Consider the following 26,309-nt stretch of genomic DNA (forward strand, 5'->3'; position numbering starts at 1 on the left):
TACGGATCCGTGGTGATGGCTATGCGAACAGTCTGATATGTGAGGAGCGGACGGTCCATGGTCGACCATGTTGATAAGAGAACAAAACTGCTGATTACCGGCACTGCCGGGCTCGCCTTCTGCGGGGTCCTTTTGGAGACCTCGCTGAATGTCACTTTTCCGGAGATGACCCGGTACTTCAACACCGGGCTGGGCACGGTCCAATGGCTGACTACCGGCTATCTGCTGGTGGTAGCCCTGACGGTTCTGGCCGCCGCCTGGCTGGAGCATTCATTCACGACCCGTGCATTGATTCTGTCCAGCGTGGGAATATTCCTGTGCAGCGACCTGATGTGCATCCTTGCTCCATGTTTTCCTGTCCTTATGGCGGGACGTCTCTTGCAGGGCATCAGTACTGGTATCGCTCTTCCTTTAGTGTTCTCCCTGATTATGAGGAAGGTCCCTCTTCACATCCAGGGTCGCTACGTGGGCAGCGCCGGCATGGCGGTGGCTCTGGCGCCCTCCCTGGGGCCGACCTTTGGCGGGGCCGTTATCCAAGCCTTATCCTGGCGAGCAATCTTTTTGATCGTGTTGCCCATAGAGCTGGTTTTTGGGGTCATAGCACTCATCTCAGTAGACAGGGAGAGCGCCCATGTCGGACCCTTCGCCTGGCTCCAGTTCCTTCTTCTGGGTATTTTCCTGACTGGACTGACCCTGGGGCTGAGCACCCTGGATGTGCACGGTCCTATTACCTGGCTGTCTCTGTTCATCGGTGTTCTGGCCCTGGTTGCAGGGATCTGGACCCTTACGCATCAGCGCACCAGGCTAATCAACATCGTGGTCTTCCGGAACCGTACCTTCACCCTTGCCCTGATCCTCTACTTCCTGGTCCAGTTCGTTCAGATTGGCCTGACGTTCATCCTGCCCAACATGGCCCAGTCCGTCCTGGGAGAGACCTCCACCGTGGCCGGCCTGCTTCTGCTGCCGGGGAGCCTGCTCTCGGCCCTCTGCCAGCCCATCACGGGCGGCTATTTGGATGGCCATGGCCTGCGTGGACTGCTCGCTGTGGGAAGCACTGCCTTCTTCCTTTCGGCCTTAGGCTTCCTGGTTCTCAGCCGGCACTTGTCTGTTCCGCTGATGGTTCTTCTCTACGCCTGCTACATGGTCGGTCAGGCTTGCGTCTTCAACAACCTGCTCACGGTCGGACTGCAGCATATCCCAGCCAAACTGGTGCCTGACGGCAACGCACTCTTCAACACCCTTCAGCAGTATTCAGGCGCCGCCTCGACCGGCGTTCTGGCCGCCATCATCACGGGCATGCCCAAGGCCAGAGGGATTCATGCCGGCGCTCAGGCCTTCCAGTTCGGGGCCGTTTGGGCTTTCGTTTTCGTGTTTCTCATCGTCCTGGTCATCCTCTTGGTGGCCTGGTTCCTAGAGCACAGCCTGGCCAGTCAGGATAAAGGTGGGGTTCAGGTTGTATGACCTCTGATTCCTTTCGGAAGGCCAATGGTGTTAATTGAGCAATGAGATACCGACCCAGACGGCCCAGCCTAGTGCAAGGACCAGGTAGGGCCACCAGTGCATGCGGGTGATGGCTACGAACTCCCGGATGAATGCAGTCGGCCAGTAGTAGCCCTTGGTGTGTGAGCCGATCCCGTCGGCATTCAGTCCCACCTTGCTGGCATATTCGCTGGCCCGGAAGACGTGGTAGTCGCTGGTGACCAGGGCCACCCGGTAATGCTCAGGCCCGGTGCCCATCTCGTAGCGGTCATCCAGGATCTGCTTGGAGTAGCGCAGGTTCTCCAGGGTTGTGGTCGACCTGTCCTCCATGATGATGGCCTCGGCTGGCACCCCACACGAGTTGAGTAGATACTGTGCCATGGCCCTTGCCTCGCTGATGACCTCGTCGGGGCCTTGCCCGCCGGAGACCACGAAGCGTCCCAGGCGTCCCTGCCGCTTCCAGAGGTCTACAGCCTTGTCCAGCCGTCCCCGGAGCAGAGGCGTGGGTTCTTCGCCGCGCAGACCTGCTCCGTGGATGATGATGTAGTCGTAGCGACGCTTGCGGGGCAGCAGCCTGTAAAGGCTGGAATAGAGCAGCAGGGCCAGGAAGGAGAAGAAGAACCAGGTGGCTTCCAGGTCGATCAGCCCAGCCAGCTTCTGCAGCCATGAGGGGGCGCCAAACCCAGCCAGGAGGGGCGAAAGAAACATGTAGGCCACCACGGCCAGCGCTAGCAGTCCCGGCAACAGGGTGGTCAGGGAGATCCCCTCATGCCGGATGACGATGACCGTGTTGGCCAGCAGGAAGCAGATCACCAGCAGGGGAGAGGCAATGAGCAGGATGACCAGGGGCAGGATCAGCCAGCGCATCCCGAACTGCAGAAGAAGCGCTCCGCCCAGGGACAGCAGCAGGAGCAGGAGCCAGATGGCATTGCGGAACTGCCGTGGTTCCTTGTGCAGGTCCCAGAGGAAAAGCAGGCCGAAGATGATGGCGGGTGCATAGAGCAGGAGGAGTTGCAGGTAGTTGGTCATGCCGTGATTCCCCTTCCCGAGGACGAACTGGCAGGGTTGTATTCCACTGTAGCTAATAGATGAGTCGCTGCTCGTCCTTGACATGCCACCGCTTCCCAGACCGCCGTGGTACCATAGATGTGGTAAATCTCACACGTTCAAAAGCTGAGGGTGGGCGATTCCCGGCGGCGCGAATTCCAGGTCGAGACCATGATAATGATGGGTCCTTTCAGGATTGCACATCGGTGTCCCCATGGGCGTGGTCGGTCGCAAGGCAGCGATGCGTTGGAAGGATTAGGGGTTCAAGTGATTTTGGGTTTCTCCGCGATCCGGAGATGGTTCGGACCTGGCGTGCAAGGTTGTAGAGAGGTGCGGTAATGAAAGTAGTAATATTCTCCACCTGCGTGGTGGACCTCATGTTTCCGAACGTGGGGAAGGCCATGGTGGAGGTGCTGGAGCGGTTCGGCTGTGACACCTACCTTCCCAAGCAGCAGATCTGCTGCGCCCAGCCCACTTTCAACAGCGGGTATGTCAAGGAGAGCATGCAGGTCATGCGCAACGAGGTCGATGCCCTGCTGAGCGTGGATGCCGACTACATCGTGGGTCCTGCAGGTTCCTGCGTGAATATGCTCAAGGAGCTGCCCTTCCATCTCAAGAACGACCCGGTCTACGCGGCCAAGGCCCAGACCATGGCTGACAAGACCTATGAATTCTCGCAGTTCCTCTATCGTGTGCTGGGTGTGCTGGATGCGGGCGCCGAACTTAACGCCGTGGCCACTTACCATCGTTCCTGCCACATGACACGGCTGCTGGGGGAGCGGACCAGCCCATTCGTCCTGCTTGACCACGTCAAGGGTCTGACCATGGTACCCCTGCCGCATATCGAGAACTGCTGCGGGTTCGGCGGCATGTTCTCCATGAAGGAGCCTGAGATTTCCAAGCAGATGGTGGATGAGAAGGTGAACGACGTGCTCAGCACCAAGGCCAGCGTCCTCATCTCCTGCGATCCAGGCTGCCTGATGAACATCGGCGGCCGCTTCAACCGGCGTGGCGAGAAGATCACCATCATGCACCTGGCTGAGGTGCTCAATCACAACGTGGACATGAGCCGCGTCAAGTATGTGGAAGGCCGCTCTGCAGGCGAAGGGGCCGCGGGTTCCCTCAGGGCTGCCAAAGAAGAGGGGGCTCTGGTATGAGCAGCATGGTCAATGGCAAGAAGGCTGCGCAATATCTGCGGACCAGCAAGGCTCCCTTCCTGACCAGGGTCAAAGAGTCCGAACAGGACGAATTTGCCCAACAGGCCGTGGCCAAGGCCCAGGATGCGCAGTGGGTCAAGCGGGAGGCCGCCCGTCAGGAACTGGGCAATTGGGAACAGTGGCGCGACCTGGGCGAGCAGATTCGCCAGCACGTCATCCGCTACCTGCCTGACTACCTGGAGGAATTCGCCGACAATGTAGAGAAGCGCGGCGGCCATGTCTTCTTCGCTCAGACCGACGATGAGGCTGCTCAGTACATCAAGCAGATCGCCATCGAAAAGAAGGCCAAGCACGTCGTCAAGAGCAAGTCCATGGTGACCAGCGAGATCAACCTGGATCCTACGCTGATGACTGTGCCCGGCCTGGAAGTGCTGGAGACCGACCTGGCCGAGTTCATCCTGGAGGAGGACGACTGGGACCAGCCCACGCATCTGGTCTTCCCTGCCCTGCACAAGAACCGTGAACAGGTTCGTCAGGTTTTCGAGAAGAAGCTGGGCTACAAGGGCGACAACGATCCTCAGCACATGGCTCGATTCTCGCGCAAGGTTCTGCGCAAGCACTTCCTTGAGGCCGACATGGGCATCACCGGCTGCAACTTCGCCGTGGCTGACACGGGCATGATCAACCTGGTGACCAACGAGGGCAACGCCGACCTGGCCATGTGCATCCCCAGGACCCAGGTGGTGGTCATGGGCATGGAGCGTCTGGTGCCGACCATGAAGGAGGCCGAGACCATGGACAACATGCTGGCCCGGTCCGCTGTCGGCCAGAAGCTGACCTCCTACCTGACCTACACTGCACCACGCACCGGCCAGGAGTCGGACGGGCCGGACGATGTCTATGTGGTAATTCTGGACAACGGCCGCTCCAACGCTCTGGGAACGGTTTTCGAGCCCATTCTCCAGTGCATCCGTTGCGCTTCCTGCCTGAACGTCTGCCCCATCTACCGGCACATCGGCGGTCACGGCTACGGATCCATCTATCCCGGTCCTGTGGGCTCGGTGCTTTCGCCAGTGCTGGACGGTGGCTACGACGACTTCGGGGATCTGCCCTACGCCTGCAGCCTGTGCGCAGCATGCACGGCCACCTGCCCGGTCAAGATTCCCCTGCATCAGCTCATGATCGAGCACAGGCGGATCATGATGGATGATCAGTCCCAGGCCAATCTGATCGACGACACAGTCATGAGGGTCATGGGCCTGGGAACCGGCCACTCCTCGCTCTTCCGTACCGCCCTAGGGGTGGATCACACCATGCTGACGCCTATATCCAAGAAGCAGCCGGAGACAGCCAAGAACCTCTTCGCCAGTGATCGGCACGTGGAATGGATGCCCTTCGTCTTCGGCGGATGGACCAAGGTTCGTGATCTGCCGGATCCGCCCAAGCACGGGCAGAACTTCCACAGTTGGTTCGCTCATCATAAGAAGGAGCAGCAGGCATGACCGATCGTGAGGTATTCCTGGATTACCTGGCCAAGAAGAGCAGACGGCCCCGCCACCAGCTCAAGGATCATCCTTTGGTGCCGGTCAACGACCTGCCGGAGACCACCTTGTCTGGCCACACCCAGGATGAGCTGCTGGAGATCGCCCGGAAGAGCAGCGAAGCCGTCCATGTGGACTTCCGTACTTGTACCAAGGCTGGCCTGCCCACTGCTCTGGATGAGTTCATCGATTCGCGCAAGGATGACAGCGACCATGTGATGCTGCCCACCTCCGACCTGTTTGCAGATTTCGGTCTGGAGGAGTGGAGGGACGGCCTGAATCCGCCCGCTACTTTCTGGAAGCCGGGAGCCAGCCGCGAAGAGAACATCAAGACCGCCGACGAGTCTGGTACGGCCATCGCCTTTGCGGACTTCCTGCTGGCGGAGTCGGGCACCATCACCGTAGCTACCACTCCTGGCCAGGGTCGTGCCTTCCACTTCCTGCCGGTGCACTATCTGAGCATCATCCGCAAGTCCAAGATCCTGCCCCGAACCCGGCAGGCCATGGACTACTATGATCCGGCTCTGGTCTCGGGCGAGCTCAAGACCTCCAACATCAACTTCATCACCGGCCCTTCCAACACGGGCGACATCGAGATGGTGATCGTGGTGGGCGTGCATGGCCCTCTGGATATGACATATCTGGTGGTTGAAGACATGTAGCTCTACAACATTTCCTGCTTAGGCAGGCGCATTCCCGTAAGTGGGGAGTCAGCGGCTCGAAAAGGGGCGCTGACTCCCCACTTACGGTTTTGTTGAAAGATGGATTCAGCCCAGACCGGGCAGAAGTCCTCCAGGTGGATCGATGGCCACGTACCCGTTTTCAATGTCGACTTGGGGCACCAAGGCCTCGACGAAGGGTATCAGCCCTTCCGCATCATCGTCGCTTTTTTCGGTAGTCATGCAGATCTGCAGCTGCTGCTGGGCTACACCGTCCAGCACGTCGCTGACGCGGCCGACCACTCGTCCGGCAGGCTCGCCCAGTGAGTTGCCTGGGGCCATGCGAACCTCGAGTCCGATCAGATCCTCGGGGTACCAGGCATCCTCCTGTGCCAGCTCCTCGGCTGGATCAGCCTGGACATACAGTTCGATGCCGTTCAGTGCTTCGGAGGCGTTCCTGTCTTCCACCCCTTTGAAGAGGACGATCCAACGCTGTTTGAAGCGGCGGGAGGAGGCTACCGTGAAAATCTGTCCGTCCTTGGTTTGCAACTGGGAACCTGGGACGAATCGCCGCTCAGGCTCGTCGGTGTAAGCATATACGTTGACCTCGCCCTTGAGTCCCTGGGCGCGGCCGATACGGCAGACCCTCAGCAACCTTGGCTGCTGAGGGTCCGGACCCTGCGGGTCGTGATTGGTGGACCGGCTGGGGCTCACCGGCGCACATCCATGATGTCGACGCGCACCTTGTGGTCGGCCAGCGCCTGGATCACGGAGCGGATGGCGTTGGCGGTCCTGCCGCCCCTGCCGATCACACGGCCGATATCCTCGGGGTTGACCCGTACCCTCAACAGCTCTCCGCGAGAGTTCTCGTGGGACTTGACCGACACGTCATCGGGAAAGTCCACGATGTTCCTGATCAGGTGCTCAACGGCCTGTGCAAGCATGTTAGCCGGTCCTTCCAATCCTTGATGAATGTGCCCTTACTCAGCTGCCTGCTCGGCCTGGGCGGCATCTGCCGACTCATCGGCCTTGGGGGCTTCCTTCTCCGCCTGGGCCTTGGCCTTGGCATCAGCCTCGGACTTGGCGGCCTTGAGCTTCTGGGCTTCGTTCTGTGCCTGCTCGATGCGAGCCTGGGCGTCGACCTCGGCCTGCGGCACCTTAAGGGTGCCCTCTTTGCCGGGCAGATCCTTGAACTTCTGCCAGTCGCCGGTGATCTTCAGAAGGTTGAAGACAGGGTCGCTGGGCTGAGCGCCCACACCCAGCCAGTACTGGGCGCGCTCGGAGTCGATCTTGATTGAAGAGGGCTGGGTGTTGGGATCGTAGGTGCCGATCTCCTCAATGACCTTGCCATCGCGCTTCTTGCGGGAATCGACCACGACCACGCGGTAGAAGGGGTAGAACTTCTTGCCCATTCTCTTCAGACGAATTCTGGTTGCCAAAACGGCTCTCCTTGGTACTTGGTGTGCCCGGCGACGTCTCCATGTGGGGCATGGTGGCGCTCCTGGCGTGTTCCTCACGGCCGTCGGAATGAGAGGGCTCCTCCGGACATGAATAACAGCAAAAGTATACCTCAACCTTAGGATTAAGGGTCTGCTGTGGCATACGCCCCAACAGGCCCTTGGTTCGGTTTTGCTCCAACCAGTTTTGACCGAGGTCTAAGCTTCGATCTCCCTGTAGACCGGGGCCTGGCTCTTGTCATCCAGGCTTAGGGTCAGGGTTTGTTCAGGCAGAACCAGGTGGATCCTTCGATAGAGAGGCTTGAATCCATGATGGGGTACAGTAACCGAGCACTGACCCTGGTTACCCATATGGATCTGATAGAGGTTGTAGGCCCCCTGCTCGTAGTCGAAGCTGTATCCGTCATCCTGGTAGTGGGTGTAGTCGCCATGCTGGCCGAAGAGCCTGAACGTCATGGACTCCTCGGGCTGGTCGTCCATATGCTCCACCAGTCGACCCCAAGGTAGCACGGAGTCGGCCCTGACAAAGACGGGCAGCTGGTCCAGAGGAGCCTCAACCAAAATATCTCGGTGGCCACCGAAAGTGACCATGGTGCGTAGATCCACCCAGTCGCCCTCGGGCAGATAGACCATTCGGGAGACCTGCCCTTGCTCTACTACGGGTGCTACTAGAACTTGGTCGCCGATCATGTATTCGTCGTTCAAGTTCCGTGTGCGCGCATCCTCCGGGTAATTCAGGACCAGGGGACGCATAACCGGCAGGCCATCGTTCATTTGCTTGGCGAAGCAATCGTAGAGGTAGGGGATGAAGCGATACCTCAGATGCAGGAAGTGTCGGTAGATGTCCAAGACCTCGGGGCCAAAGACCCAAGGTTCCTGGTCTCGTGCCTGGAGGGCGGAATGGTTGCGCAGAAGCGGGCTGAAAATGTCGGCTTCGATCCATCGGGTCAGCAGCTCCGGGGTCGTATCGGCGCTGAATCCACCGATGTCGGCCCCGGCGAAGCTGAATCCGCTCATCCCCATATTGCAGAGCTGAGGGATTGACATCTGCAGATGTGGCCAGAGGCTTTGGTTGTCTCCGGTCCAGACCGTCGCATACTTCTGCGTTCCTGCGTAGGCCGCGCGTGTGATGACGTAGGGCCGTCTGCCGGTGGCTTTCTTCAGGCCCTGATAAGTGGCCTTAGCCATGTTGTGCCCGTAGACATTGTTCATCCTGGCAAGATCGGACTTCTGATCTTCATCGCTGAAGACAGTGTCCTCCGGTATCTCTCCGTCAAATACGGCGGGTTCGTTCATGTCTGTCCAGATGCCGGCTGCCCCGCTGTCAACCAGGAAACGGCAATGCCCGGCCCACCAGTCGCGGACCTCAGGTCGGCCAAAGTCAGGGAATACGGACTTGCCGGGCCAGACCCTGTTGACATAGACGCTGCCATCCGGGTTGGTTGCGAAGTATCCCTTATCCAGACCTTCCTGATAGATCGGGTAGTCGGGATCCTCTTTGACTCCAGGATCCAGGATGGGAATGACCCTAACTCCCCGTTTTTTCATATCCGCCAGGAACCCGGCGGGATCCTTGAAGATGCTCTTGTTCCAGGTGAAGACGCGGTAGCCGTCCATGTAGTCGATGTCGAAGTGGACGGCTTCCAGGGGGAGGTGATACTTGGCAAAGGTGTCGACGATCTGCTCCACCCGGTCCTGGCTCATGCTGTAGCCCCAACGAGACTGCTGATAGCCCAGCATCCAACGCTGGGGGAGAGGGACCCGACCGGTCAGATAGGTGTAGTTGGAGACCACCTCCTTCAAGGAGGATCCGCCCAGTATGTAATAGTCCAGGTTTCCGTCGACGGCCGAGTAGAAGTAGTAGTCGGCGTTCTCCCTGCCCAGGTCAAGATGGCTCCGGTAGGTGTTGTCGAAGAAGATACCCCAAGGGTGGCCTTTTTTCAGTCCGAAGAGGACCGGGACGGACTTATAGAGGTTGGTGAAGGTTTCAATGTGCGGTCGTGGCTCATCATAATTCCAGTTGTCATATTGATAGGACCGCTTGTTCAGATACCCGGTCTTGTCGCCCAGTCCGTAGAATTGCTCGTCAGGATCCAAGGCCTTGACTACCTGGTAGTAGTGATCCTCAGTCTGGCTCACGCCGGATACTTCGTGGCCTTCGGCCCGCATGATGCTCTGGTGGGCGGCATCAATCGTCTTAGCGATGGGACGTCTCTTGCCGCGGTAGTCCAGGATCAACGGATTGCCTTGAGCGTCGAAGACGTCCAAGAGCAGGTCAGATCCGACTTTGACGGTCAGCTGCCCTGTGGACAGTTCCAGATGGTTGTCGACTTCCTTCAGATCGAAGGGAGTCTCTACCTTCTTTTCGCCTTCGATGGCATAGGAGTTGGTGTGGCGTCCGCGGTCCTGAAAGACGCGGATGATTTGGTCCGTCAGCACGGTCAGGATCAATGCCCCCTGGTCGGAACTTAGGGTGATGGTCTGATCTTTCGCGGTGTAATGTAGGTTCGTCATGGCAGACGTATTCCTTTCGTAAATTTTCTTAAGCCTCGTTGGATTCGGGCTTCCGGCTCTTGATGATGTCCATCAGGGCTGCGCCAATCAGCCAGGAGATGCCTCCGATCAGGAGCATGGTCGGCATTGATCTGCCTACCAGCGGGAAGATCGCGAAGCTGCTGACCGATGCGATTATCTGTGGCAGGCAGATGAAGATGTTGAAGAGCCCCATGTAGGCTCCATCATTGGCCCCGTCGGTTTCCGTAGTGAAAATAGCGAAAGGTTCGGCATGCATGGTCAGGAAGCAGATGCCGATCAGTGTAAAGGATCCGATCAGGGCGTACTGGTTGTGAGTGAAAGCGGTCCAGATCATTCCCAGGCCGCCGCAGAGCAGTCCAATCCGGTACCAGAACTTGCGCTTGTACTGGCTGGTCCTGGACAGAACCAGGAATCCGTAGATGATGCCCACGATGGACTGGACGAAGGTGAGGATGCCATACCAATTGCCGGCGGCTTGGAATCCAGCTGAGGAAGAGTCGGCGGTGTGCCAGACGTTTTGAGCTATGGCCCCGGTGGTGTAGGTCCAGAGGTACTGGACACCGAAGTAGGCGAAGAACTGGATGACTGCAACCTGCCAGAAAGTGCTGGGGGCCTCCTTGAGAAGGGTCCAGTAGGACTTCTGCGGCTTCTTCTCCTCATATTCGAAGTTGTGGTATTGGGCATAAGTCTTAGGATCGTATTCTTTGACCGAGAGGATGGTGTATGTGGAGGTGGCCAGAAGGACAGCCGCGGCGATGTAGAAGGAGAGTCGCACAGACATGGGGACCACTCCCTTCTTATCGATGTTGGCTATACCCAGCCCGGTCAAAAGGAAGGGGCAGAGGTTGGCCAGAACGCCTCCCAGATTGCTGAAGGACTGTTGCCAGGACCAGGCCTGGTCCTTCTGTTTCTCGTTCACCATGTCGCCGATGATCATGCGGAAGGGTTGCATGCAGGCGTTGTTGGACAAATCCATAAGGACGATGGCTGCTGCCCCGAAGCATAGAGCAGTCAGGGATCCGTAACCGAATCCGAAGGAGCCGGAATTTGGCAGCAGGACCATGACGATGGCAGCCAGGGGAGCGGCCCAGAGCAGGATGGGCATCCGGCGGCCGAAGCGTGGGGACCAGTGACCGTCGGAAAAGCGTCCCAGAATTGGTTGAATGATCATTCCGATCAGGGGCGGCAGTATGAAAAAGAATCCAAGCTTGCTGGGGTCGGCACCCAGAGTCTGGAATATGCGGCTCATTTGCGAGGTCTGCAGGGAGAAGGCCATGTTGACGCCGCAGTAGCCGAAAGTAATGGCGAACATGGTCTTCATGGTGATATCCGGTAGCGAATGCCGATTCTTGGTAGAGGCATCACTCGTCATTTGAGGTGCGCTCAAGGTATCTCCTTTGATCTTTTGTAAACAATTACTGTAAACGTTTACGGTATGAGTATACAGCTTTGTTTATCTCTTATCATGCCCGGGCGTGTGGCTATGATGGCCGATGATATAGAAATTGGGTCCGACATGGGCTCGCCAGAGGGAAAGATGGAGGTCATGGCTGAAGCTTCCAGAGCGACCTTAAAGGACATAGCACAGCGGTTGGGACTGTCGACGGCTACTGTTTCTCGTTCCCTTTCCGATACCGGTGAACACAGGGGTCAGACCGTACGTTTGGTCAAGGAGACCGCCAAGGAGATGGGGTATATCCGCAACACAGCAGCGGCCGACCTCGTACAGGGCAAGAGCCATGCTTTGGCTGTCATTCTCTCCAACACCAAGACCAATTTCGATTCTTCAATCATCGAGGGGATCGAACAATCAGCTGCGGAACGGAACCTGGATGTTCTGATCCTGCATGCGGGCAACGCTGATCTGCAAGCTCAGCGGCGGGCCATCACCACTGCGGTAGAGCGTGCCGTCAGAGGAATTATTCTAGTCTCCCTCGAGCTCCAGGAGTCATTAATCGCCACCATAGAGCAGGTGGGGATGGACTGCATATCGCTCTCATCCTTTGTGGGTGGGGGACGGCTGCCCTGCATCACTTCAGATGACTATCAGATGGGGTATGAAGCCACGCAGTTTCTGATTGACAGGGGTCATCGACGGATTGGGCTGGCTGGCATTCCTCAACATGGGTCAATAACTCTGCGTATCAGTGGATACCGGCAGTGTCTGGAGGACAACAGCATCCCTTATAAGGAAAGTCTGGTTTTCCATGGGGGATGTCTCTACCAGGATGGGATAGCCGCCATGAAGCACTGTCTAAAGTCGAAAGAACGGATATCCGCCCTTATCGGTGCCAGCGACCTGGTGGCTATGGGTGCCATCAATCAGGCTAGGGACCAGGGGTTGGATGTGCCCGGTGAGGTGAGCGTCATGAGCTTTGACGGAACGGACATTGTAGATATGGTCAGGCCCACCATAACCAGCGTTACTCAGGCCTTTCACCGTATGGGGGTGGAAGGGGTCAAGGCCCTTTTGTCCGCAGACAAGCCGAGTTCGCGTTTTCTGCCTTTCAGGATAATCAGCAGACAGTCCACCGGACCTGGCCCTTACCTGCATGGTGATCCTAAGTGAGCAGCCCCTGCTCAGCTCACAGACGCAGTTGAGCCAAAAGGCCACAGTGGTCGGTGTGCGGGACTTTAATCACCTTCATCGATTCGACCCTGATGCCCTGGCTGACCAGGATATGGTCGATTTCGATCAGTGGTGGCAGAAGTGCCTGGCAATGCGGAAAGGTCGGGTGCGGCCCGCAGCCTAGAAAAAGGGAGGCATCACGCAACCTGCCGGACTGTATCATGGCGCGAAAGGTTGGGTGGTGCAGGTTGGCGTTGCAGTCGCCCATGATGATGGTGAATGCAGGTGATTCCAGGTCTGGGACGGCCGTCATCTTTTCGCTGTTCAATAGAGCCAGACGCCTGATGCCTAGGCCCCATTGCCTGGCGCCGCGTTGGGGCGACTTCGGATGGACTGAAGCCACCCGGACAGTTCCAGCTAGGGTATGCAAATGCATTAGTGGGACGGCTGACGCTTCCAAATCAAGGCCTGCCGGTTGAGACCAAATGGGCTCCTGACGAGAGAAGAGGGCGTTCCTGCCGCCATTGTCATTCTGGGTCTGCGGTCCCTCCACCAGATATGGCATGATCTGCCTCATCCCTGCTTTCTGAAGATGGGTCAGCAGGGTCGAGTTCACCTCCTGCAGGGCTAAAACATCGACATTTTGGCTTTGAACCTGCTTCATGATGGACTGTGCATCTGCCATGCCATAGCGGCAGTTTAGCGTCATGACTTTCAGGTTGAGCGCAGGATCAGTTATATCCCGATTGAACTGATGCGATTCGGCAATGTCTGCATCAGCCTCTGCTTGATTCCTTGTATCAAGCAGCTTATTTCTGTGCCCCGAGCCTATGGGAGAGACCAGATGAAACCTGTATTGAAGTCTCCATAAGGTGACCAGGGTCAGCTCAATCAGGGCCAGAGCGGACTGTGGCCAGGCCTGGATCACAATGGCGCAGATCAAGATGGCCAATAAGGGAACGACCAACAGGTCGATCAGAGCGATCAGCTCCACCAGAGGACGGTGCCAGTCAGCTCCGGCAGGCAGGAAGCGCAGGGCCATCCATAAGGCGATGAGCCCCAGGATAATCCAGAGAAGGGTGTTCACGTGCCATTGTCTCCTGCATGAAGGAGGTGGTTAGCGGCCGCCGAAGAGACCGCCCAGTCCACCGCCAAGATTGGGGGGCAGGTCAGGCAGGCCTTCAGGCATCTGCGGAGTCTCGGGGCGCTTGGCGAAGGCCGAGCCGCCGGAGGATTTGCCCTTGCCGGACAGGCGCTCGCGTAACGCCTTCTCTTCGGCCTCCCGCTTCATGGGATTGCCTGAACGGGAACCCTTGCGGCCTTTCTTGCCTCTTTTGCCTTTTTTGCCGCCGCCAGCACCCATGCCGCCCATGCCTGGGATCGAGCGGCTGCCATTGGTCATGCGTTTCATCATCTTGGCCGCTTGCTCGAACCGCTGCAGCAGGCCGTTGACAGCCGAGACCGTAGTGCCGGCGCCATAGGCGATTCGGGCCCGTCGTGAGCCGTTGATGATGCTGGGGTCGCGTCGTTCCTGGGGAGTCATCGACTGGATGATGGCCTGCGTTCGATCCACTTCCTTCTCATCGAACTGTTCAAGTTCCTTGCGGTGCTGGGCCATGCCCGGGATCATGCCCAGGATGCTCTTGAAGGAGCCCAGCTTGCGAACCTGCTGGAGCTGCTCCAGAAAGTCGTCCAGACCGAAGCTGCCCTCGGACATCTTCCCTGCGGCCTTACGGGCTTCCTCCTCGTCGAACTGGCGCTGTGCCTGCTCGATCAGGGTCAGGATGTCGCCCATATCCAGAATGCGGGAGGCCATGCGGTCGGGGTGGAAGACCTCGAAGTCCTTGAGGCCCTCGCCGTTGGAGTCGAAGAGGATGGGCTTGCCGGTCACCGAGGCCACCGACAGGGCCGCGCCGCCGCGGGCATCGCCGTCCAGCTTGGACAGAACCACGCCGGTGAAGTCAACACCTTGGTCGAAGGCTTTGGCTGTGGCGACCGCGTCCTGGCCGATCATGGCATCGATGACGAAGAGGATCTCGTCGGGGTGGACGGCATCGCGGATATTGCGGGCCTGCTCCATCAGCTCCTGATCCACGCCCAGTCGACCGGCCGTATCAATAATGACCACGTCGTAGAGCTTGTCCTTGGCCACTCTGATCGAGTCGGCGGCCACCTTGACCGGGTCGCCTGTAACCTGTCCGGGGGCCGCCAACTCGGCTCCGCTGGTCTGCACACCTGGTTCCGGGGCGTATACCGGCACTTCCGCGCGTTCGCCGACCACCTGAAGCTGGGTGACCGCATTGGGCCGCTGCAGGTCGGCCGCCACCAGCAGGGGGGTGTGCCCGGCGTCCTTGAGCCAGAAGCCCAGCTTGCCGGCCAACGTGGTCTTGCCGGCACCCTGCAGGCCAGCCAGCATGATGACTGTAGGCGGGTTCTTGGCGAAATTGAGCGGTCGATCCACTCCTGCGCCCAGGATGTCAGTCAGTTCGTCGTAGACGATGGAGACCACCTGCTGGGCCGGGTTCAGAGCCTTGGAGACCTCCTCGCCCAGGGCACGTTCCCGGATGCGCCCGGTAAAGGAGCGCACCACGTCCAGGGAGACATCGGCATCCAGGAGGGCGCGGCGGATCTCGCGGATTGTGCCGTCGATATCGGCCTCGGTCAGCTTCCCCTTGGAACGCAGATGGGTGAAGGCCTGGGAAAGCCGATCGGTCAAAGATGAAAATGCTGCCATAATGCCCCAAGTCTACCTGTCAGTCGGGAGATTGGCCGGTTGCCCTTAAGACCTGCTCCCTGAGCCGACTAGCAGCAGAAGTGTGGATACAGTCAGCATACGGATCCGTCGCACATTCCGCGAGCTTTGAAACGACTGTTTTCACCCCACCTTGATGGTCAGCAGCATTAAAAAAAGATTTTAGTCGCAGTCGGCCTGTAGTTTTCGGGCAACCAGATGCTGCAATACAACCAGATGGGCACGCTCTGTTCGGATGCCTTCTTGGAATCCCTCCTATTTAAACGTTCAGACGGGTGCGGGAAAAAGGACTTCCAACTTTTAGTGGATTTAATTGTTCGGTTCCAAGAAGGTGCTTCAATTTACACCTCTGAGGGAATGTCTGACAAAGTAGAGCGGTCATTTTTGACAGAGGAGAAGGCCGTGCTATAATTGTCGAAACGATTCGATTACTTCAGAGATGATGCGAATCGCGTAACAGGAAAGAGCCGAATGTTGTTACGAATTGATCCCTCATAACAACATATCCATTGAAAAGATAAATTCCAGCCAATGGAGGAGTGGAATATGAAGACATGTAAATTGCTCGGTGCTTGCTTAGCGATGGCGCTAGCTTCTACGCCGCTTGTGGGGTGTGGGTCTAATAGCGATTCTGCAGAGTCGATGGGTAAACCAGACAGCATCTTGGTCTGGGATTATGGCGAGCCGGCAAGCGGGCAGGATAGAGGCTGGCATCGTGCCGCTGAGATTTTTACTAAAAAGACTGGAATTAAGGTGAAATTCGAGGTCAAGTCTTTCACCCAGATAGCCCAAAATGGCAGCCAGTTTTTGAATTCAGATCAAGCGCCCGACGTCATGAAGTCAAACAGGGGCAATGGATCTGCTGGAGTGCTGTCTACACAGAACCTGTTGACTGATTTGAAACCGTATGTGAAGAAATATGGATGGGACAAGAAAGTCACCGGTCAGGCGGCAGCTGTAGGCAAGTACGACAAAAGAGGTGTTATGGACGGGGATACCTGGTATGGCATTCCCTCGTATGCGGAAATGCAGCGTGTGTACTACAACAAGGACATATTTGCAAAATACGGTTTACAGATTCCCAAGACATACAGTGAGTTTACTCAGGTTCTTCAAGCATTCAAGGATAAGGGCGTGACTCCCATTACGGCGGATGCTGGTGAATTCGGCGTTCTATGGTTGTGGTGGCAACTGGCTATGACCAAGGCAGACAGAAAGTTCGTTGATGACTGGCAACTGTACAAGCATAAGGTCAATTGGCGTGGTGAGCCGCTGACATTTGCTACAGATACCATTAAGGATTGGTTTGATAAGGGGTATATCTCGCGAAACGCCACCGGCATGAAGGCGGAGGATACAACTACCGCTTTTATCCGTGGAGAATATCCGATTTATCAGACGGGCAGCTGGAATCAGAACAGGTTCATGGAACAGATCAAGAACTTTGAATGGACGGCGGCCATTTTCCCAGATTCAAAGATGGTCGAGGGGTGCGCCGGCAATCTTCTGGTGATACCGGAAAAAGCCAAGCACAAGGATCTGGCTGCACAATATATCGACATCGTGCTCTCTGATGAAATCCAGAATTTCATCGGCAACCATGGTGGTGTGCCTGTCCATGCTGATTCTAATGCCATTACAGACACAAAGAGTCGCGAACTTGTGCAGGAATACAACGATGCCGCCAAGGCGAACCGCATGAGTTACTATCCAGATTATCCAGCGCCGAATCTTACAGATGCTATGCCCGCCGCTTTCCAGGAACTGGTCAACGGGACCAAGAAGCCCTCGGAGGTCCTTCAGACGCTTCAAAAGGATTATGACGATGGAGTCTCGCAAATGGGTCTTGATGACAACTGACAAAGAACTTTTATGCCGGGTGCTTTAAACGCGTAAGTGCCCGGCTTTGTGACAGCCCTGAGTCCAAGTTATTCGGTCTCGTTCGGGGCATTTAGGAGATGTAATCGTGTCATTAAATAAAGATCACGGGGCCTTCGTCCATTCGCGCCTCCCTGGAAGTCGGCCATCGCGATTCGTGCCCTACCTGCTGCCGGGGCTGATAGGTATCTTCGCAATAGTCATCGTGCCAATTGGCTGGAATGTATATCTGAGCTTTACGAGGTGGAGGGGAGTCGGGCCCACCCGTTGGATAGGCGGCAAAAACTGGCGACGCCTTATGAGTGACAAGACTTTTTGGGTGTCTTTCAGCCATTCTTTATGGATCATCGTCGCGATCGTAGTGATACCTACGATACTGGGCTTATTGATTTCATCGGCTTTGACAGATGTAATTCAGAAGAAGTTCGGTCCACGTACATCTTCATCGCTTAGAGCGCTCTATTATCTGCCCCAGGTTCTGCCGGTGGCTGTGGCTACGATCATTATGGGCTGGATATTCAGGCCAGAAGATGGCGCAGTCAACGATCTGCTGGCCAAGGTAGGTCTGAGTTCGCTGCAGCAGAATTGGCTGGGCTCGGCAAAAACCGCTTTGCCGGTATTGATGATTATTCTGATATGGATTCAGCTGGGATATCCAATCGTCATCTTCATGTCCGGCCTGCAGCGTGTGGACCCTGAATTGTATGAGGCTGCCAGCCTTGATGGTGCTAACTGGTGGCAGAAGTTCCGCGTCGTCACATTGCCATCGATCGTTCCGGAATTACTGGTCGTGGTGCTGACTTCGACGATAGGAGCGCTCAAAACATTTGCCCCTGTATTCCTTCTGACCAAAGGCGGACCTGGCACGTCGACAATGGTCCCTTCATATTACTCATACAACCAGTTCTTCCAGATACAGCAGGTGGGTTACGGGGCGGCCATTTCCACGGCTCTTACGGTAGTCATCATTATCTTCTCGATTGCTTTCACTGCAATTCAGAAGCATGTCGAGAAACACATGGATTAATTCATCCTCAAGGAAGCAAAATGAGTAGTCAAATGTCAGAACAAATTGCTGATACCGCACCATTCGGACACGCTAAACATATAAGGTCATGGGGGAATTGGACAGCGCTGGTATTGCTGGTCCTGGGAGCCGTAGTGATGCTGTTCCCATTGGTGATCCTGGCCTTGAATGCTTTTAAGACCACAGAGGATTACAACATGACGGGCCCCCTCTCCTTCCCGGCGCATATGAGCCTTGAGGGGGTGATCTCCTTCTGGAACACCACCGATTTCCCAATGAAGTTTGCGAACTCTTTGCTTATATCGCTGGTTGTTTCAGTCGTTGGGGTCTTGTTGTCGGTCTTGAACTCGTTTGCCCTTGGAATAGGCCGAGTCAAAGGAAACACTGTGATTCTGCTTTTTATCATGTTGGCAAACATGGTGCCGCAAGAGGCTCTACTGTACCCGCTGTATATCATGTTCAAGGCTATCGGGCTATACAACACTCAATGGTCGATGATCATTATTTTTACTATTATTCAAAGTGCGTATGGGACATACCTGCTTTCCGCTGTTTATGGCACTTTTCCTCAGGCAATTCTAGAAGCGTCCACTGTTGATGGTGCATCTCGCTGGCAGACGCTTTTACGGATCGTCCTCCCGATTTCTTGGCCTACCATAAGTGTTCTGTTTGTTTTCTTCTTCATCTGGACTTGGAATGAATATATGATTCCCATGGCTTTCCTAATGAGCGACAGTGTTCAGACGGTGCCCCTGGCGCTGGCGACTATGCAAGGCCAGCATACTATGGCCGCCACCGATCTGGCTGCTGCGGCCTTGCTTAGTATAATTCCCACGATCGTCTTCTTCGTCTTCTTCCAGAGGAAGCTGTCCCAAGGGATCGTTGCTGGGTCGGTTAAGTAGAACATAGAAGAAAATGATTTCCATTTCCAAGTTGGAGCATCTTCAGGAGGACAAAATGGTTATTAACAGCCGTGGGGGATCGATCGGGATGGGTGCACTCGTGTTTCCTTCGAATGAGCGATCTCGTTGCATTAATGCTGAAAATCCAAGCGGTGATAAAGGCAAGGCAGCCATGTCATCCAGCCAGCTGGGTGTCGCGCGCAAAGGAACTCCCTGCTTGAAAAATATTGCTCCAGGGAGCCAGACGGTTCTTGCTGACATTAAGGGATCAGGCATCATACGTCATATTTGGATGACGGTTACTGATTCGACCTCATCCACAGGTCCCAATGTGCTGCGTAATCTGATATTGGAGTGCTATTGGGATGGCGAAGACAGCCCATCGGTCTGTTCACCTCTTGGAGACTTCTTCTGTTGCGGTCACGCCCAAGCTTGCAGGGTTGAATCCATGCCGATGGCTGTCTACCCAAACAGGGGATTCAACTGCTTCTTCCCTATGCCGTTCCACAGTGAAGCCAGAATTATCCTGAGAAATGAGCATAACGAGGCGATTCCTGCTTTCTTCTACCAGATTGATTATGATGAAGTCGATGATCTTCCAACGGAGGCCATGACTTTTCATGCGCAATGGCGGCGTCAGAAAATCACTCAATTGGCCCATGACTATACCATTCTTGACGGTGTAAGCGGCACTGGCTCGTATGTGGGAACATATTTGGCTTTGACAACTCTCGAGAGCCGTTGGTGGGGAGAGGGCGAGATCAAGATTTACCTTGACGGAGATGACCAGTATCCTACATGGTGCTCAACTGGATGTGAGGATTATTTTGGTGGAGCTTGGAGTTTTGCGGCCCACGATGCCGATGGCAGGATGGTTGAACAGACCTACTGCGGGACTTACATGGGTTTCCCCTTCCGCTCAAGCAATCTGAACAGCAACCGTCAGAGTGAGTATTGGGATACATCCAGCCCGGTCACGCGTGGTTTATATCGCTGGCACATCCCTGATCCCATTCATTTCAATCACGATATTCGCGTCACCGTCCAACAGATTGGTGTGGATGAAAATGGATATTTCGAACGGCAGGATGATATAGCGAGTGTAGCCTATTGGTACCAGTGTGAACCTCACGATCCATTCACTGATGAGATCATGCAAGTAACGGAGCGTGATCGGTGTCCTCGTTGATGCTGAAAAGCAGCTGAACTGAGATTAGGGCTAGTTCAGCCGCTTATTGTGCTCATTCGATGGTGGGAACTGATTGACGCTGGATCAGCGGCGGGTCTTGGAGCCTGACCTGCCCTGCAACATCTTGATTGCCTTCGATTGCCTTTGTCAGCATGTCTGATGCAGCCGCACAAAGTGTATCCGGTGTTAGAGGCATCTCGGAGATATGCAGTGCTTTCAAGGTTTCGCTTGGGGTGTCAGCGGCGCAGGACATTACAGCTATGTCATCTGGTATGGTTAGGCCGTTTTCAGCTATTCGTCCTAAAACCGCATCCAAGACTACTGGTCTGATCTCACTTATGAGGCCATTGGCCTTATGCGTCCCGATAGCTTTGAGGACCCGATTCGCATATTGGGTTTGATTGGCTACTCCATTTGATATTTCATGGAACTCGGCATTATACTGGGCGGCCCATTTGCGCAAACTAGCTAGCAGGATGAGTCGGTATCCAGAGCGTCGACGATAATCCTGATCTGGGCCCTTGAGGAAAATCAAACGGCGACGACCCGCCTGAACCATGTTTTTGATGGCGATTCGACCCATCTTTTCAAAATCCAAATCAATACAGGCGCAGTCTTCATGACGTCGGGGAAGGCCGATGGCTACGCATGGTCGTTTATATGTAGATGCCTGTGTAGCGCGGATGTCATCATTCACAATATCCATAAGAACAACGCCATCTGCGAGATTCCCTAAGGCGACTCGGCGAATATCTTCTACACCATTTTCAGCAGTCAGTAGCAAGGAATCATATCCGCGTGAATGCTCCTGGCGAGCGAATTCAATGAAATAGTCGGCATAGGCTGTCCGGTTTTGCCCTAAACGCAGGGGAGCGCTAATAGCGACTATGTGTTTATGCTCTGCACGTAGCATACGTGCACCAGCGTTAGGTGTGTATCCCAGTTTTTTGACCGCGTCCATTATGCGTTCGTACGTGGTTGCCGATATCGGTCGTTTTCCTGAAAAAGCGTAGGAAACAGTGCTGACGGAAACACCTGCCATTTTGGCGACATCGCGAATATCGGTCATGATTTCCTCAGGTATTGGATTCCAAGGCTACGACCGATGGGTTTTGACACTTCGGCCGACCCAGCAAGCGCATGCAGTCAGCATTTCGAGGTCCATGTCGGTCCGCTGGAAGTGTCCATGATGGTTATACCGCTTGCCGCAAGCTCTTCGCGGATCTGATCAGCCAACTTGAAGTCCTTGGCCTTTCGGGCTTTTTCTCGACTATCGAGCCGCGCGCGTACCAACATGTCCAAAGTCCTTTCGCATGAACCTGCTGACTGTGGTCCATCGCTATGGTTCCACTGCTCCGATAAGGGGTCAAGGCCAAAGACATCCAACATGCCACGCACGGACAGGAGAGCGTGAGAGACCTCGGCTCTAGATGATTCTTTGTTGGGTCTTTCCAAGTTGCTTAGCTGATCCATGATTGTATTAGTGCTCCGAATTAGCGCGAATATAGATGCGAGGGCTTCTGAAACGTTGATGTCGTCATTCATGGCCTGCACAAAGTCCTCTGGCAGATCATCCGCGCTCAGTCCTGCCACGCGGGCACGCTCCGGCTGCGCTCCTAGGATCCGCCCGGCCCGGTCCACGAAGTTACGGATGCGCTCGTAGGCGCTTTCGGCCTCCTGCAGGGACTGGTCGGACCATTCCAGCATGGACCGGTACTGCACCGAGACCAAGGCGTAGCGCACCACCCAGGCTGGATGTTGCGACAGCACCTGGTCTACTGACAGCCCGTTGCCCAGGGACTTGCTCATCTTCTCGCCCTTCTGAGTCACCCAGGCCGTGTGCATCCATCGATGGGCGAACCCCCAGCCTGCCGCGTGCGACTGGGCCATCTCGTTCTCGTGATGGGGGAAGCGCAGGTCCAGGCCGCCTCCGTGGATGTCGAAATCCGCACCCAGATAACGGTGGCTCATGGCCGAGCACTCCAGATGCCAGCCCGGCCGACCTGTGCCGAAGGGGGTTTGCCAGCGAGCCGTAGGCGGATCGGTGGGCTTGGGCGCCTTCCAAAGTGCGAAGTCGCGGGGGTCGCGCTTGCCGGGTTCCTCATCGGTGTCGGCATTCTGACCATCGGTGTCGATGCTGGGCCCCAGTCGGTCGTTGGCGGCGGCCTGCTCGTCAGCGGGCTGGGTACCGGTCTGCTGGTGGGTCAGGGCACCATATTCAGGCCAAGAGGCCACGTCGAAGTAGACGTTGCCTGATGGGCGGCCGTGCTCGTCGGGCACCACATAGGCGTGGCCACGGTCGATGATGCGCTGAATCAGATCGATCATCTGGGGGATATGCCCGGTGGCCCTGGGCTCGTACGTGGGCGGCAGGACTCCCATGGTCTCGTAGGCATGAGTGAATTCGCGCTCGTAGATGTAAGCCCGCTCCCACCAGCGCTGGCCGTTGGCCGCTGCCTTGGTCAGGATTTTGTCGTCGATGTCAGTCACGTTCCGGATCAGGGTCACCCGGTACCCCAATTTGAGCAGCCAGCGGCGGATTATGTCGAAGGCCAGCGTGGTCCTGATATGGCCAATGTGGGGTGAGCTCTGCACCGTGGCCCCGCACACGTAGATGCCGACCTTGCCCGGTTCAATGGGTCTGAAGGGAGTCACCTGGTGATCAGCCGTGTCATACAGACGCAGACCAGCTGCGGCCAGGCTGACTGAAGCCTTGGAATCATGCGGTTGCGAACTCGTATCCATATCCTTGAGCCTACCAAGGCTTGCTGACTGTCCAAGGGGAAATGCCGAGCCTGTGAACCCGGTCCGACGGCATGTGTGCAAGAATGGAATCATGGCGAAACCTAGGGTGCTGGTGCTCCAGCATGTGGATTGGGAAAAGCCGGGTTGCATTCTCGACAATCTTCAGGAGTGCGGGCTGGACACCGAGATCACCAATATCGTGGACGAGAAAAAGCCCGAGCTGCCGCGCTCGCGTGAGTTGGCAGGACTGGTTATCATGGGCGGGCCCATGTCGGCTGACGATTATGAGCATCACCCCGGACTCAAGGCGGAGACCAAGCTTGCCAAGGCGGCGATGGCTGCCAACAAGCCCATTCTGGGGATTTGCCTGGGTCATCAGATTCTGGCGCGGGCCCTGGGAAGCACCCTGATGAGGAACCAGGATCCGGAATACGGTATGGGCCCGATCCGCTGGGTGGGGCAGGACGACGACGTGGCCATGTGGAGCAAGAACACTGATGTGCTGCACTGGCATGCCGACCAGGTCACCCTGCCGCCGGGTGCCAAGCTCCTGGCCCGCTCCCAGGCAACCAAGGTTCAGGCTTTTCGGCTCGGATCAGCCTTGGGCCTGCAATTCCATCTGGAGGTGACGGCGCCCATCTTCGAGGAGTGGATGCAGGTGCCGAGCATGGTCGGCACGATGAAGAAGTCCAAGATCGCTAAAATGCGTGACGATTTTATGAAAGGGTTGCCACAGATGCAACCCTTGGCCGACGCAATCTTCTCTGCCTTTGCGGCCAAGTGCTCGACCCAGGCCGCTCAGCTGGCTGCCGCCTGAGGCTACTCCAGCTCTTCCCCGATGGTCAGCCACTCCTCCTCAAGCTGGTCCGACTGCCCGGTCAGATCCTTGAGTTTGCTGTTGAGTTCGTTGAGGCCCTGGTAGTCGCCGGGGTCGTGTTCAGCCATCTGCCGTTCAAGGTCCTTGCGCCGATCGGCCAGCTTGGCCAGCTTGCGTTCGATGGCAGAGGCCTGCTTGCTCAGATTTCGTCTGGCGACACGTTCGGCCTTGGCCTGATCGGGATCCTCGGCCTCCTTGGCCGATGTCCGGCTCGGTGCATCCGCAGCTTCCCGATCGGCCGACTCAACCATATCCAGGTAGTCCTGGACGCCGCCGGGCAGGTGAACCACCTTGCCGTTGATCAGCGCAAACTGCTGGTCGGTCACCCGCTCCAGCAGGTAGCGGTCGTGGGAGACCACGATCAGGGTGCCCGGCCATGAGTCCAGCATGTCTTCCATGACGGCCAGCATGTCGGTATCCAGATCGTTGCCAGGCTCGTCCATGACCAGCACGTTGGGCTCGTCCAGCAGGATGAGCAAGAGCTGCATGCGGCGCTTCTGCCCGCCAGACAGGTCGCCGATCCTGGTCATCAGCTGGGAGCTTTCAAAGCCCAAGCGCTCCATCAATTGGCTGGGTGACACCTCCTTGCCCTCCACCAGATAGGTAGGCTTGTAGCGGCTGAGGACCTCCTTGATCCGATAGCGGTCCAGTTTCTCCAGTTCGTCCAGACGTTGGGTCAGCACTGCAAAGCGGACAGTCTTGCCTACCTTGACGTGCCCTGCCGTGGGAGCCACGCTGCCGTCAATCAGACCCAGCAGAGTGGACTTGCCGGCTCCGTTGGCGCCTACGATGCCGAACCGGTCGCCGGGGCCGATCAGCCAGGTCACGTCGTCCAGGACCTTGTGACCGCTGATGGTGAGGGTGTCGGCCGCTGCGGTGCCCGGGCGGTCCTTGCCGGGATCGGCGGCCACGGTCACTGATCCCATCAGAGGGCGCTGGGCATGAGGGGAGGGGACCCTGTCATCCTTGCCTCCTTCGATATCGGAGTCGGCCTCTGGATAGATCTTGGTCACGTCGACCAGGTCCACCACCTGTTTGCCCAAGCGGGAGGTGGCCATCCGCTTGAGTTCCAGGCTGTTGCGCATGGGCGGCACGTCGGCAATCAGCTCCCGGGCGGCCTTGACGTGGAACTTCTGCTTGGTCGAACGGGCCCGGGCGCCCCGGGTCAGCCAGGCCAGTTCCTTGCGGGCCAGGTTGCGGCGCTTGGTCTCGGCCAGATCAGCCCGGCGTTCGCGTTCCACCCGTTGAAGCATGTAGGCGCTGTAGCCGCCCTCGAAGGGGTCGATGGTTCCGTCGTGCACCTCCCACATGGAGGTGCAGACCTCGTCCAGGAACCAGCGGTCGTGGGTGACCAGCAGGAGGGCTCCGGAATTCTTGGCCCAGCGGTTCTTCAGATGCTCGGCCAGCCAGTGGATGGTGAGCAGGTCCAGATGATTGGTCGGCTCATCCAGGGCCAGGATGTCCCAATCCCGAAGCAGCAGCCGGGCCAAGTCCACCCTGCGGCGCTGACCGCCGGACAATGTGCCTACCTTGGCTTCCAGCTCCATGCCGCCCAGAAGGGATTCGACGATTTCGCGCGATCTGGGATCGGCAGCCCACTCGTAGTCTTGCCGATCCTCCAAGGCCGCCCTGCGGACCGTGTCCTCGTCCTTCAGGGGATCGCGCTGGTCCAGCATGCCGAAGGTGAGACCATTGCGCATGGTCACCCGTCCCTGATCGGGTTCCTGGGTGCCCTTCAGAAGGTGCAGCAGGGTGGATTTCCCGTCCCCGTTTCGGCCCACGATGCCGATCCGGTCCCCCTCGAAGATGCCCTGGGTCACATCCGTGAAGATGGTTTTTGTGGCAAAGGACAGGGCGACGTGTTCCAGACCGAGATCATAGATGGGCATGATTCACCAATCTACTGCCTGCCTTGGATGGGAGCCCTGAGGATCAGCGGTCGGTGATCTGTGAGCCCAGCACCCTCTCGCTCAGCGCCCGAGGGCCTCGCGTGACGGCTACAGCGCCCGATCGGACCAGCTCGATGATGCCGAAGGGCCGCAGCAGACGCAGCAGGGCCTCCAGTTTGCCTTCGGCCCCAGTGGCCTCGATGGTCAGTGACTCGGGGTGCACGTCGACAACACGCACGCGGAAGAGTTTGACGATCTCCAGCACATCGGAGCGGTTGCGTTCGTTGGCTTTGACCTTGATCATGACCAGCTCGCGCTCCACGGCCTCGTCGCCCTTGAGCTCGACGATCTTGAGCACGTGCAGCAGCTTGTTGAGCTGTTTGATGATCTGCTCCAGGGGGACGGCCTCCACGTCTGCAGTGACCGTGATCCGAGAGATGTCGTCCCGCTCGGTGGACGAGACGGACAGGGAGTTGATGTTGAAGGCGCGCCGGGCGAACAGGCCGGCCACCCTGGCCAGGACGCCGGGGCGGTTCTCGACCAGGACGGAAAGGGTGTGCCGCTCGGAGCCGGGCTTGGATGCTGGATAATTGGCCATGTGGTGCC

General features: G+C 57.1%; 22 protein-coding genes. 10 read left to right on the forward strand and 12 right to left on the reverse strand.

The window, feature by feature from the left end; genetic code table 11:
• The first annotated feature begins 57 nt into the window (after nucleotides 1-57).
• Entirely contained in the window at nucleotides 58-1,461 is a 1,404-nt protein-coding gene (locus J3U06_RS06865) for an MFS transporter (protein WP_267400573.1), read from the forward strand.
• Between the two features lie 30 nt (nucleotides 1,462-1,491).
• Here the strand turns inward: J3U06_RS06865 and J3U06_RS06870 are convergent, their stop codons facing one another.
• Nucleotides 1,492-2,508 (reverse strand): YdcF family protein, encoded by a 1,017-nt coding sequence (locus J3U06_RS06870; protein WP_267444716.1) that lies wholly within the window; start codon nucleotides 2,506-2,508, stop codon nucleotides 1,492-1,494.
• Between the two features lie 356 nt (nucleotides 2,509-2,864).
• On the opposite strand from J3U06_RS06870, the gene J3U06_RS06875 reads away from it, so the two are divergent.
• From J3U06_RS06875 to J3U06_RS06885, 3 genes are read left to right on the forward strand one after another with little or no spacing between them, the layout of a single operon-like run.
• Complete coding sequence (locus tag J3U06_RS06875) at nucleotides 2,865-3,683, forward strand: (Fe-S)-binding protein (protein WP_267430712.1); 819 nt, start codon at nucleotides 2,865-2,867, stop codon at nucleotides 3,681-3,683.
• Nucleotides 3,680-5,185: a LutB/LldF family L-lactate oxidation iron-sulfur protein gene (locus J3U06_RS06880; protein ID WP_267444717.1), complete on the forward strand. Its 1,506-nt coding sequence runs from the start codon at nucleotides 3,680-3,682 to the stop codon at nucleotides 5,183-5,185. Before J3U06_RS06875 ends, J3U06_RS06880 begins: the two co-directional genes overlap by 4 nt.
• On the forward strand, nucleotides 5,182-5,886 hold the full coding sequence (locus J3U06_RS06885) for a LutC/YkgG family protein (protein WP_267444718.1): 705 nt from the start codon (nucleotides 5,182-5,184) through the stop codon (nucleotides 5,884-5,886). The genes J3U06_RS06880 and J3U06_RS06885 overlap by 4 nt, the downstream gene beginning before the upstream one ends.
• A 105-nt stretch (nucleotides 5,887-5,991) precedes the next feature.
• On the opposite strand, the gene rimM is transcribed toward J3U06_RS06885, so the two are convergent.
• The 5 genes from rimM to J3U06_RS06910 form a co-directional block, all read right to left on the reverse strand.
• On the reverse strand, nucleotides 5,992-6,597 hold the full coding sequence (gene rimM / locus J3U06_RS06890; protein WP_267444719.1) for a ribosome maturation factor RimM: 606 nt from the start codon (nucleotides 6,595-6,597) through the stop codon (nucleotides 5,992-5,994).
• Nucleotides 6,594-6,827, reverse strand: a complete 234-nt coding sequence (locus J3U06_RS06895) for an RNA-binding protein (RefSeq protein WP_267444720.1) — start codon at nucleotides 6,825-6,827, stop codon at nucleotides 6,594-6,596. Before J3U06_RS06895 ends, rimM begins: the two co-directional genes overlap by 4 nt.
• Nucleotides 6,828-6,863: 36 nt before the next feature.
• Entirely contained in the window at nucleotides 6,864-7,322 is a 459-nt protein-coding gene (gene rpsP / locus J3U06_RS06900) for a 30S ribosomal protein S16 (RefSeq protein WP_046322448.1), read from the reverse strand.
• Between the two features lie 216 nt (nucleotides 7,323-7,538).
• The gene (locus tag J3U06_RS06905) at nucleotides 7,539-9,854 is read right to left on the reverse strand and encodes a glycoside hydrolase family 31 protein (RefSeq protein ID WP_267444721.1); all 2,316 of its coding nucleotides are present in this window, start codon (nucleotides 9,852-9,854) and stop codon (nucleotides 7,539-7,541) included.
• 28 nt (nucleotides 9,855-9,882) lie between these two features.
• The gene (locus J3U06_RS06910) at nucleotides 9,883-11,262 is read right to left on the reverse strand and encodes an SLC45 family MFS transporter (protein ID WP_267430708.1); all 1,380 of its coding nucleotides are present in this window, start codon (nucleotides 11,260-11,262) and stop codon (nucleotides 9,883-9,885) included.
• Nucleotides 11,263-11,421: 159 nt separating this feature from the next.
• On the opposite strand from J3U06_RS06910, the gene J3U06_RS06915 reads away from it, so the two are divergent.
• Nucleotides 11,422-12,444: a LacI family DNA-binding transcriptional regulator gene (locus J3U06_RS06915; RefSeq protein ID WP_267444722.1), complete on the forward strand. Its 1,023-nt coding sequence runs from the start codon at nucleotides 11,422-11,424 to the stop codon at nucleotides 12,442-12,444.
• A gap of 16 nt (nucleotides 12,445-12,460) precedes the next feature.
• Here the strand turns inward: J3U06_RS06915 and J3U06_RS06920 are convergent, their stop codons facing one another.
• Together J3U06_RS06920 and ffh are read right to left on the reverse strand one after the other, a co-directional pair.
• Complete coding sequence (locus tag J3U06_RS06920; protein ID WP_267430706.1) at nucleotides 12,461-13,531, reverse strand: endonuclease/exonuclease/phosphatase family protein; 1,071 nt, start codon at nucleotides 13,529-13,531, stop codon at nucleotides 12,461-12,463.
• 30 nt (nucleotides 13,532-13,561) lie between these two features.
• A complete protein-coding gene (gene ffh, locus J3U06_RS06925; protein WP_267430705.1) occupies nucleotides 13,562-15,178 on the reverse strand; it encodes a signal recognition particle protein in 1,617 nt (538 codons plus the stop codon).
• Nucleotides 15,179-15,742: 564 nt separating this feature from the next.
• Here ffh and J3U06_RS06930 point away from each other — a divergent pair.
• From J3U06_RS06930 to J3U06_RS06945, 4 genes are all read left to right on the forward strand, one after another.
• Entirely contained in the window at nucleotides 15,743-17,056 is a 1,314-nt protein-coding gene (locus J3U06_RS06930) for an ABC transporter substrate-binding protein (RefSeq protein WP_267444723.1), read from the forward strand.
• Between the two features lie 103 nt (nucleotides 17,057-17,159).
• Entirely contained in the window at nucleotides 17,160-18,101 is a 942-nt protein-coding gene (locus J3U06_RS06935) for a carbohydrate ABC transporter permease (RefSeq protein ID WP_416378947.1), read from the forward strand.
• A gap of 20 nt (nucleotides 18,102-18,121) precedes the next feature.
• Nucleotides 18,122-19,003, forward strand: a complete 882-nt coding sequence (locus J3U06_RS06940) for a carbohydrate ABC transporter permease (RefSeq protein WP_416378944.1) — start codon at nucleotides 18,122-18,124, stop codon at nucleotides 19,001-19,003.
• A gap of 55 nt (nucleotides 19,004-19,058) precedes the next feature.
• The gene (locus tag J3U06_RS06945; protein ID WP_416378945.1) at nucleotides 19,059-20,192 is read left to right on the forward strand and encodes a glycoside hydrolase family 172 protein; all 1,134 of its coding nucleotides are present in this window, start codon (nucleotides 19,059-19,061) and stop codon (nucleotides 20,190-20,192) included.
• 52 nt (nucleotides 20,193-20,244) lie between these two features.
• Here J3U06_RS06945 and J3U06_RS06950 read toward each other — a convergent pair whose 3' ends face one another.
• On the reverse strand, nucleotides 20,245-21,261 hold the full coding sequence (locus tag J3U06_RS06950) for a LacI family DNA-binding transcriptional regulator (RefSeq protein WP_267444725.1): 1,017 nt from the start codon (nucleotides 21,259-21,261) through the stop codon (nucleotides 20,245-20,247).
• A gap of 77 nt (nucleotides 21,262-21,338) precedes the next feature.
• Nucleotides 21,339-22,937, reverse strand: a complete 1,599-nt coding sequence (gene cysS / locus J3U06_RS06955; protein ID WP_267444726.1) for a cysteine--tRNA ligase — start codon at nucleotides 22,935-22,937, stop codon at nucleotides 21,339-21,341.
• Nucleotides 22,938-23,028: 91 nt separating this feature from the next.
• On the opposite strand from cysS, the gene J3U06_RS06960 reads away from it, so the two are divergent.
• Nucleotides 23,029-23,754 (forward strand): type 1 glutamine amidotransferase, encoded by a 726-nt coding sequence (locus J3U06_RS06960; protein ID WP_220236863.1) that lies wholly within the window; start codon nucleotides 23,029-23,031, stop codon nucleotides 23,752-23,754.
• A 2-nt stretch (nucleotides 23,755-23,756) separates the two neighbouring features.
• Here the strand turns inward: J3U06_RS06960 and J3U06_RS06965 are convergent, their stop codons facing one another.
• On the reverse strand, nucleotides 23,757-25,703 hold the full coding sequence (locus J3U06_RS06965; RefSeq protein WP_267444727.1) for an ABC-F family ATP-binding cassette domain-containing protein: 1,947 nt from the start codon (nucleotides 25,701-25,703) through the stop codon (nucleotides 23,757-23,759).
• A 43-nt stretch (nucleotides 25,704-25,746) separates the two neighbouring features.
• Nucleotides 25,747-26,301 (reverse strand): acetolactate synthase small subunit, encoded by a 555-nt coding sequence (ilvN, locus tag J3U06_RS06970; RefSeq protein ID WP_267444728.1) that lies wholly within the window; start codon nucleotides 26,299-26,301, stop codon nucleotides 25,747-25,749.
• Between the last annotated feature and the right edge of the window lie 8 nt (nucleotides 26,302-26,309).

The organism is Bifidobacterium sp. B4142, assembly GCF_026537325.1.
GTDB lineage: Bacteria > Actinomycetota > Actinomycetes > Actinomycetales > Bifidobacteriaceae > Bombiscardovia.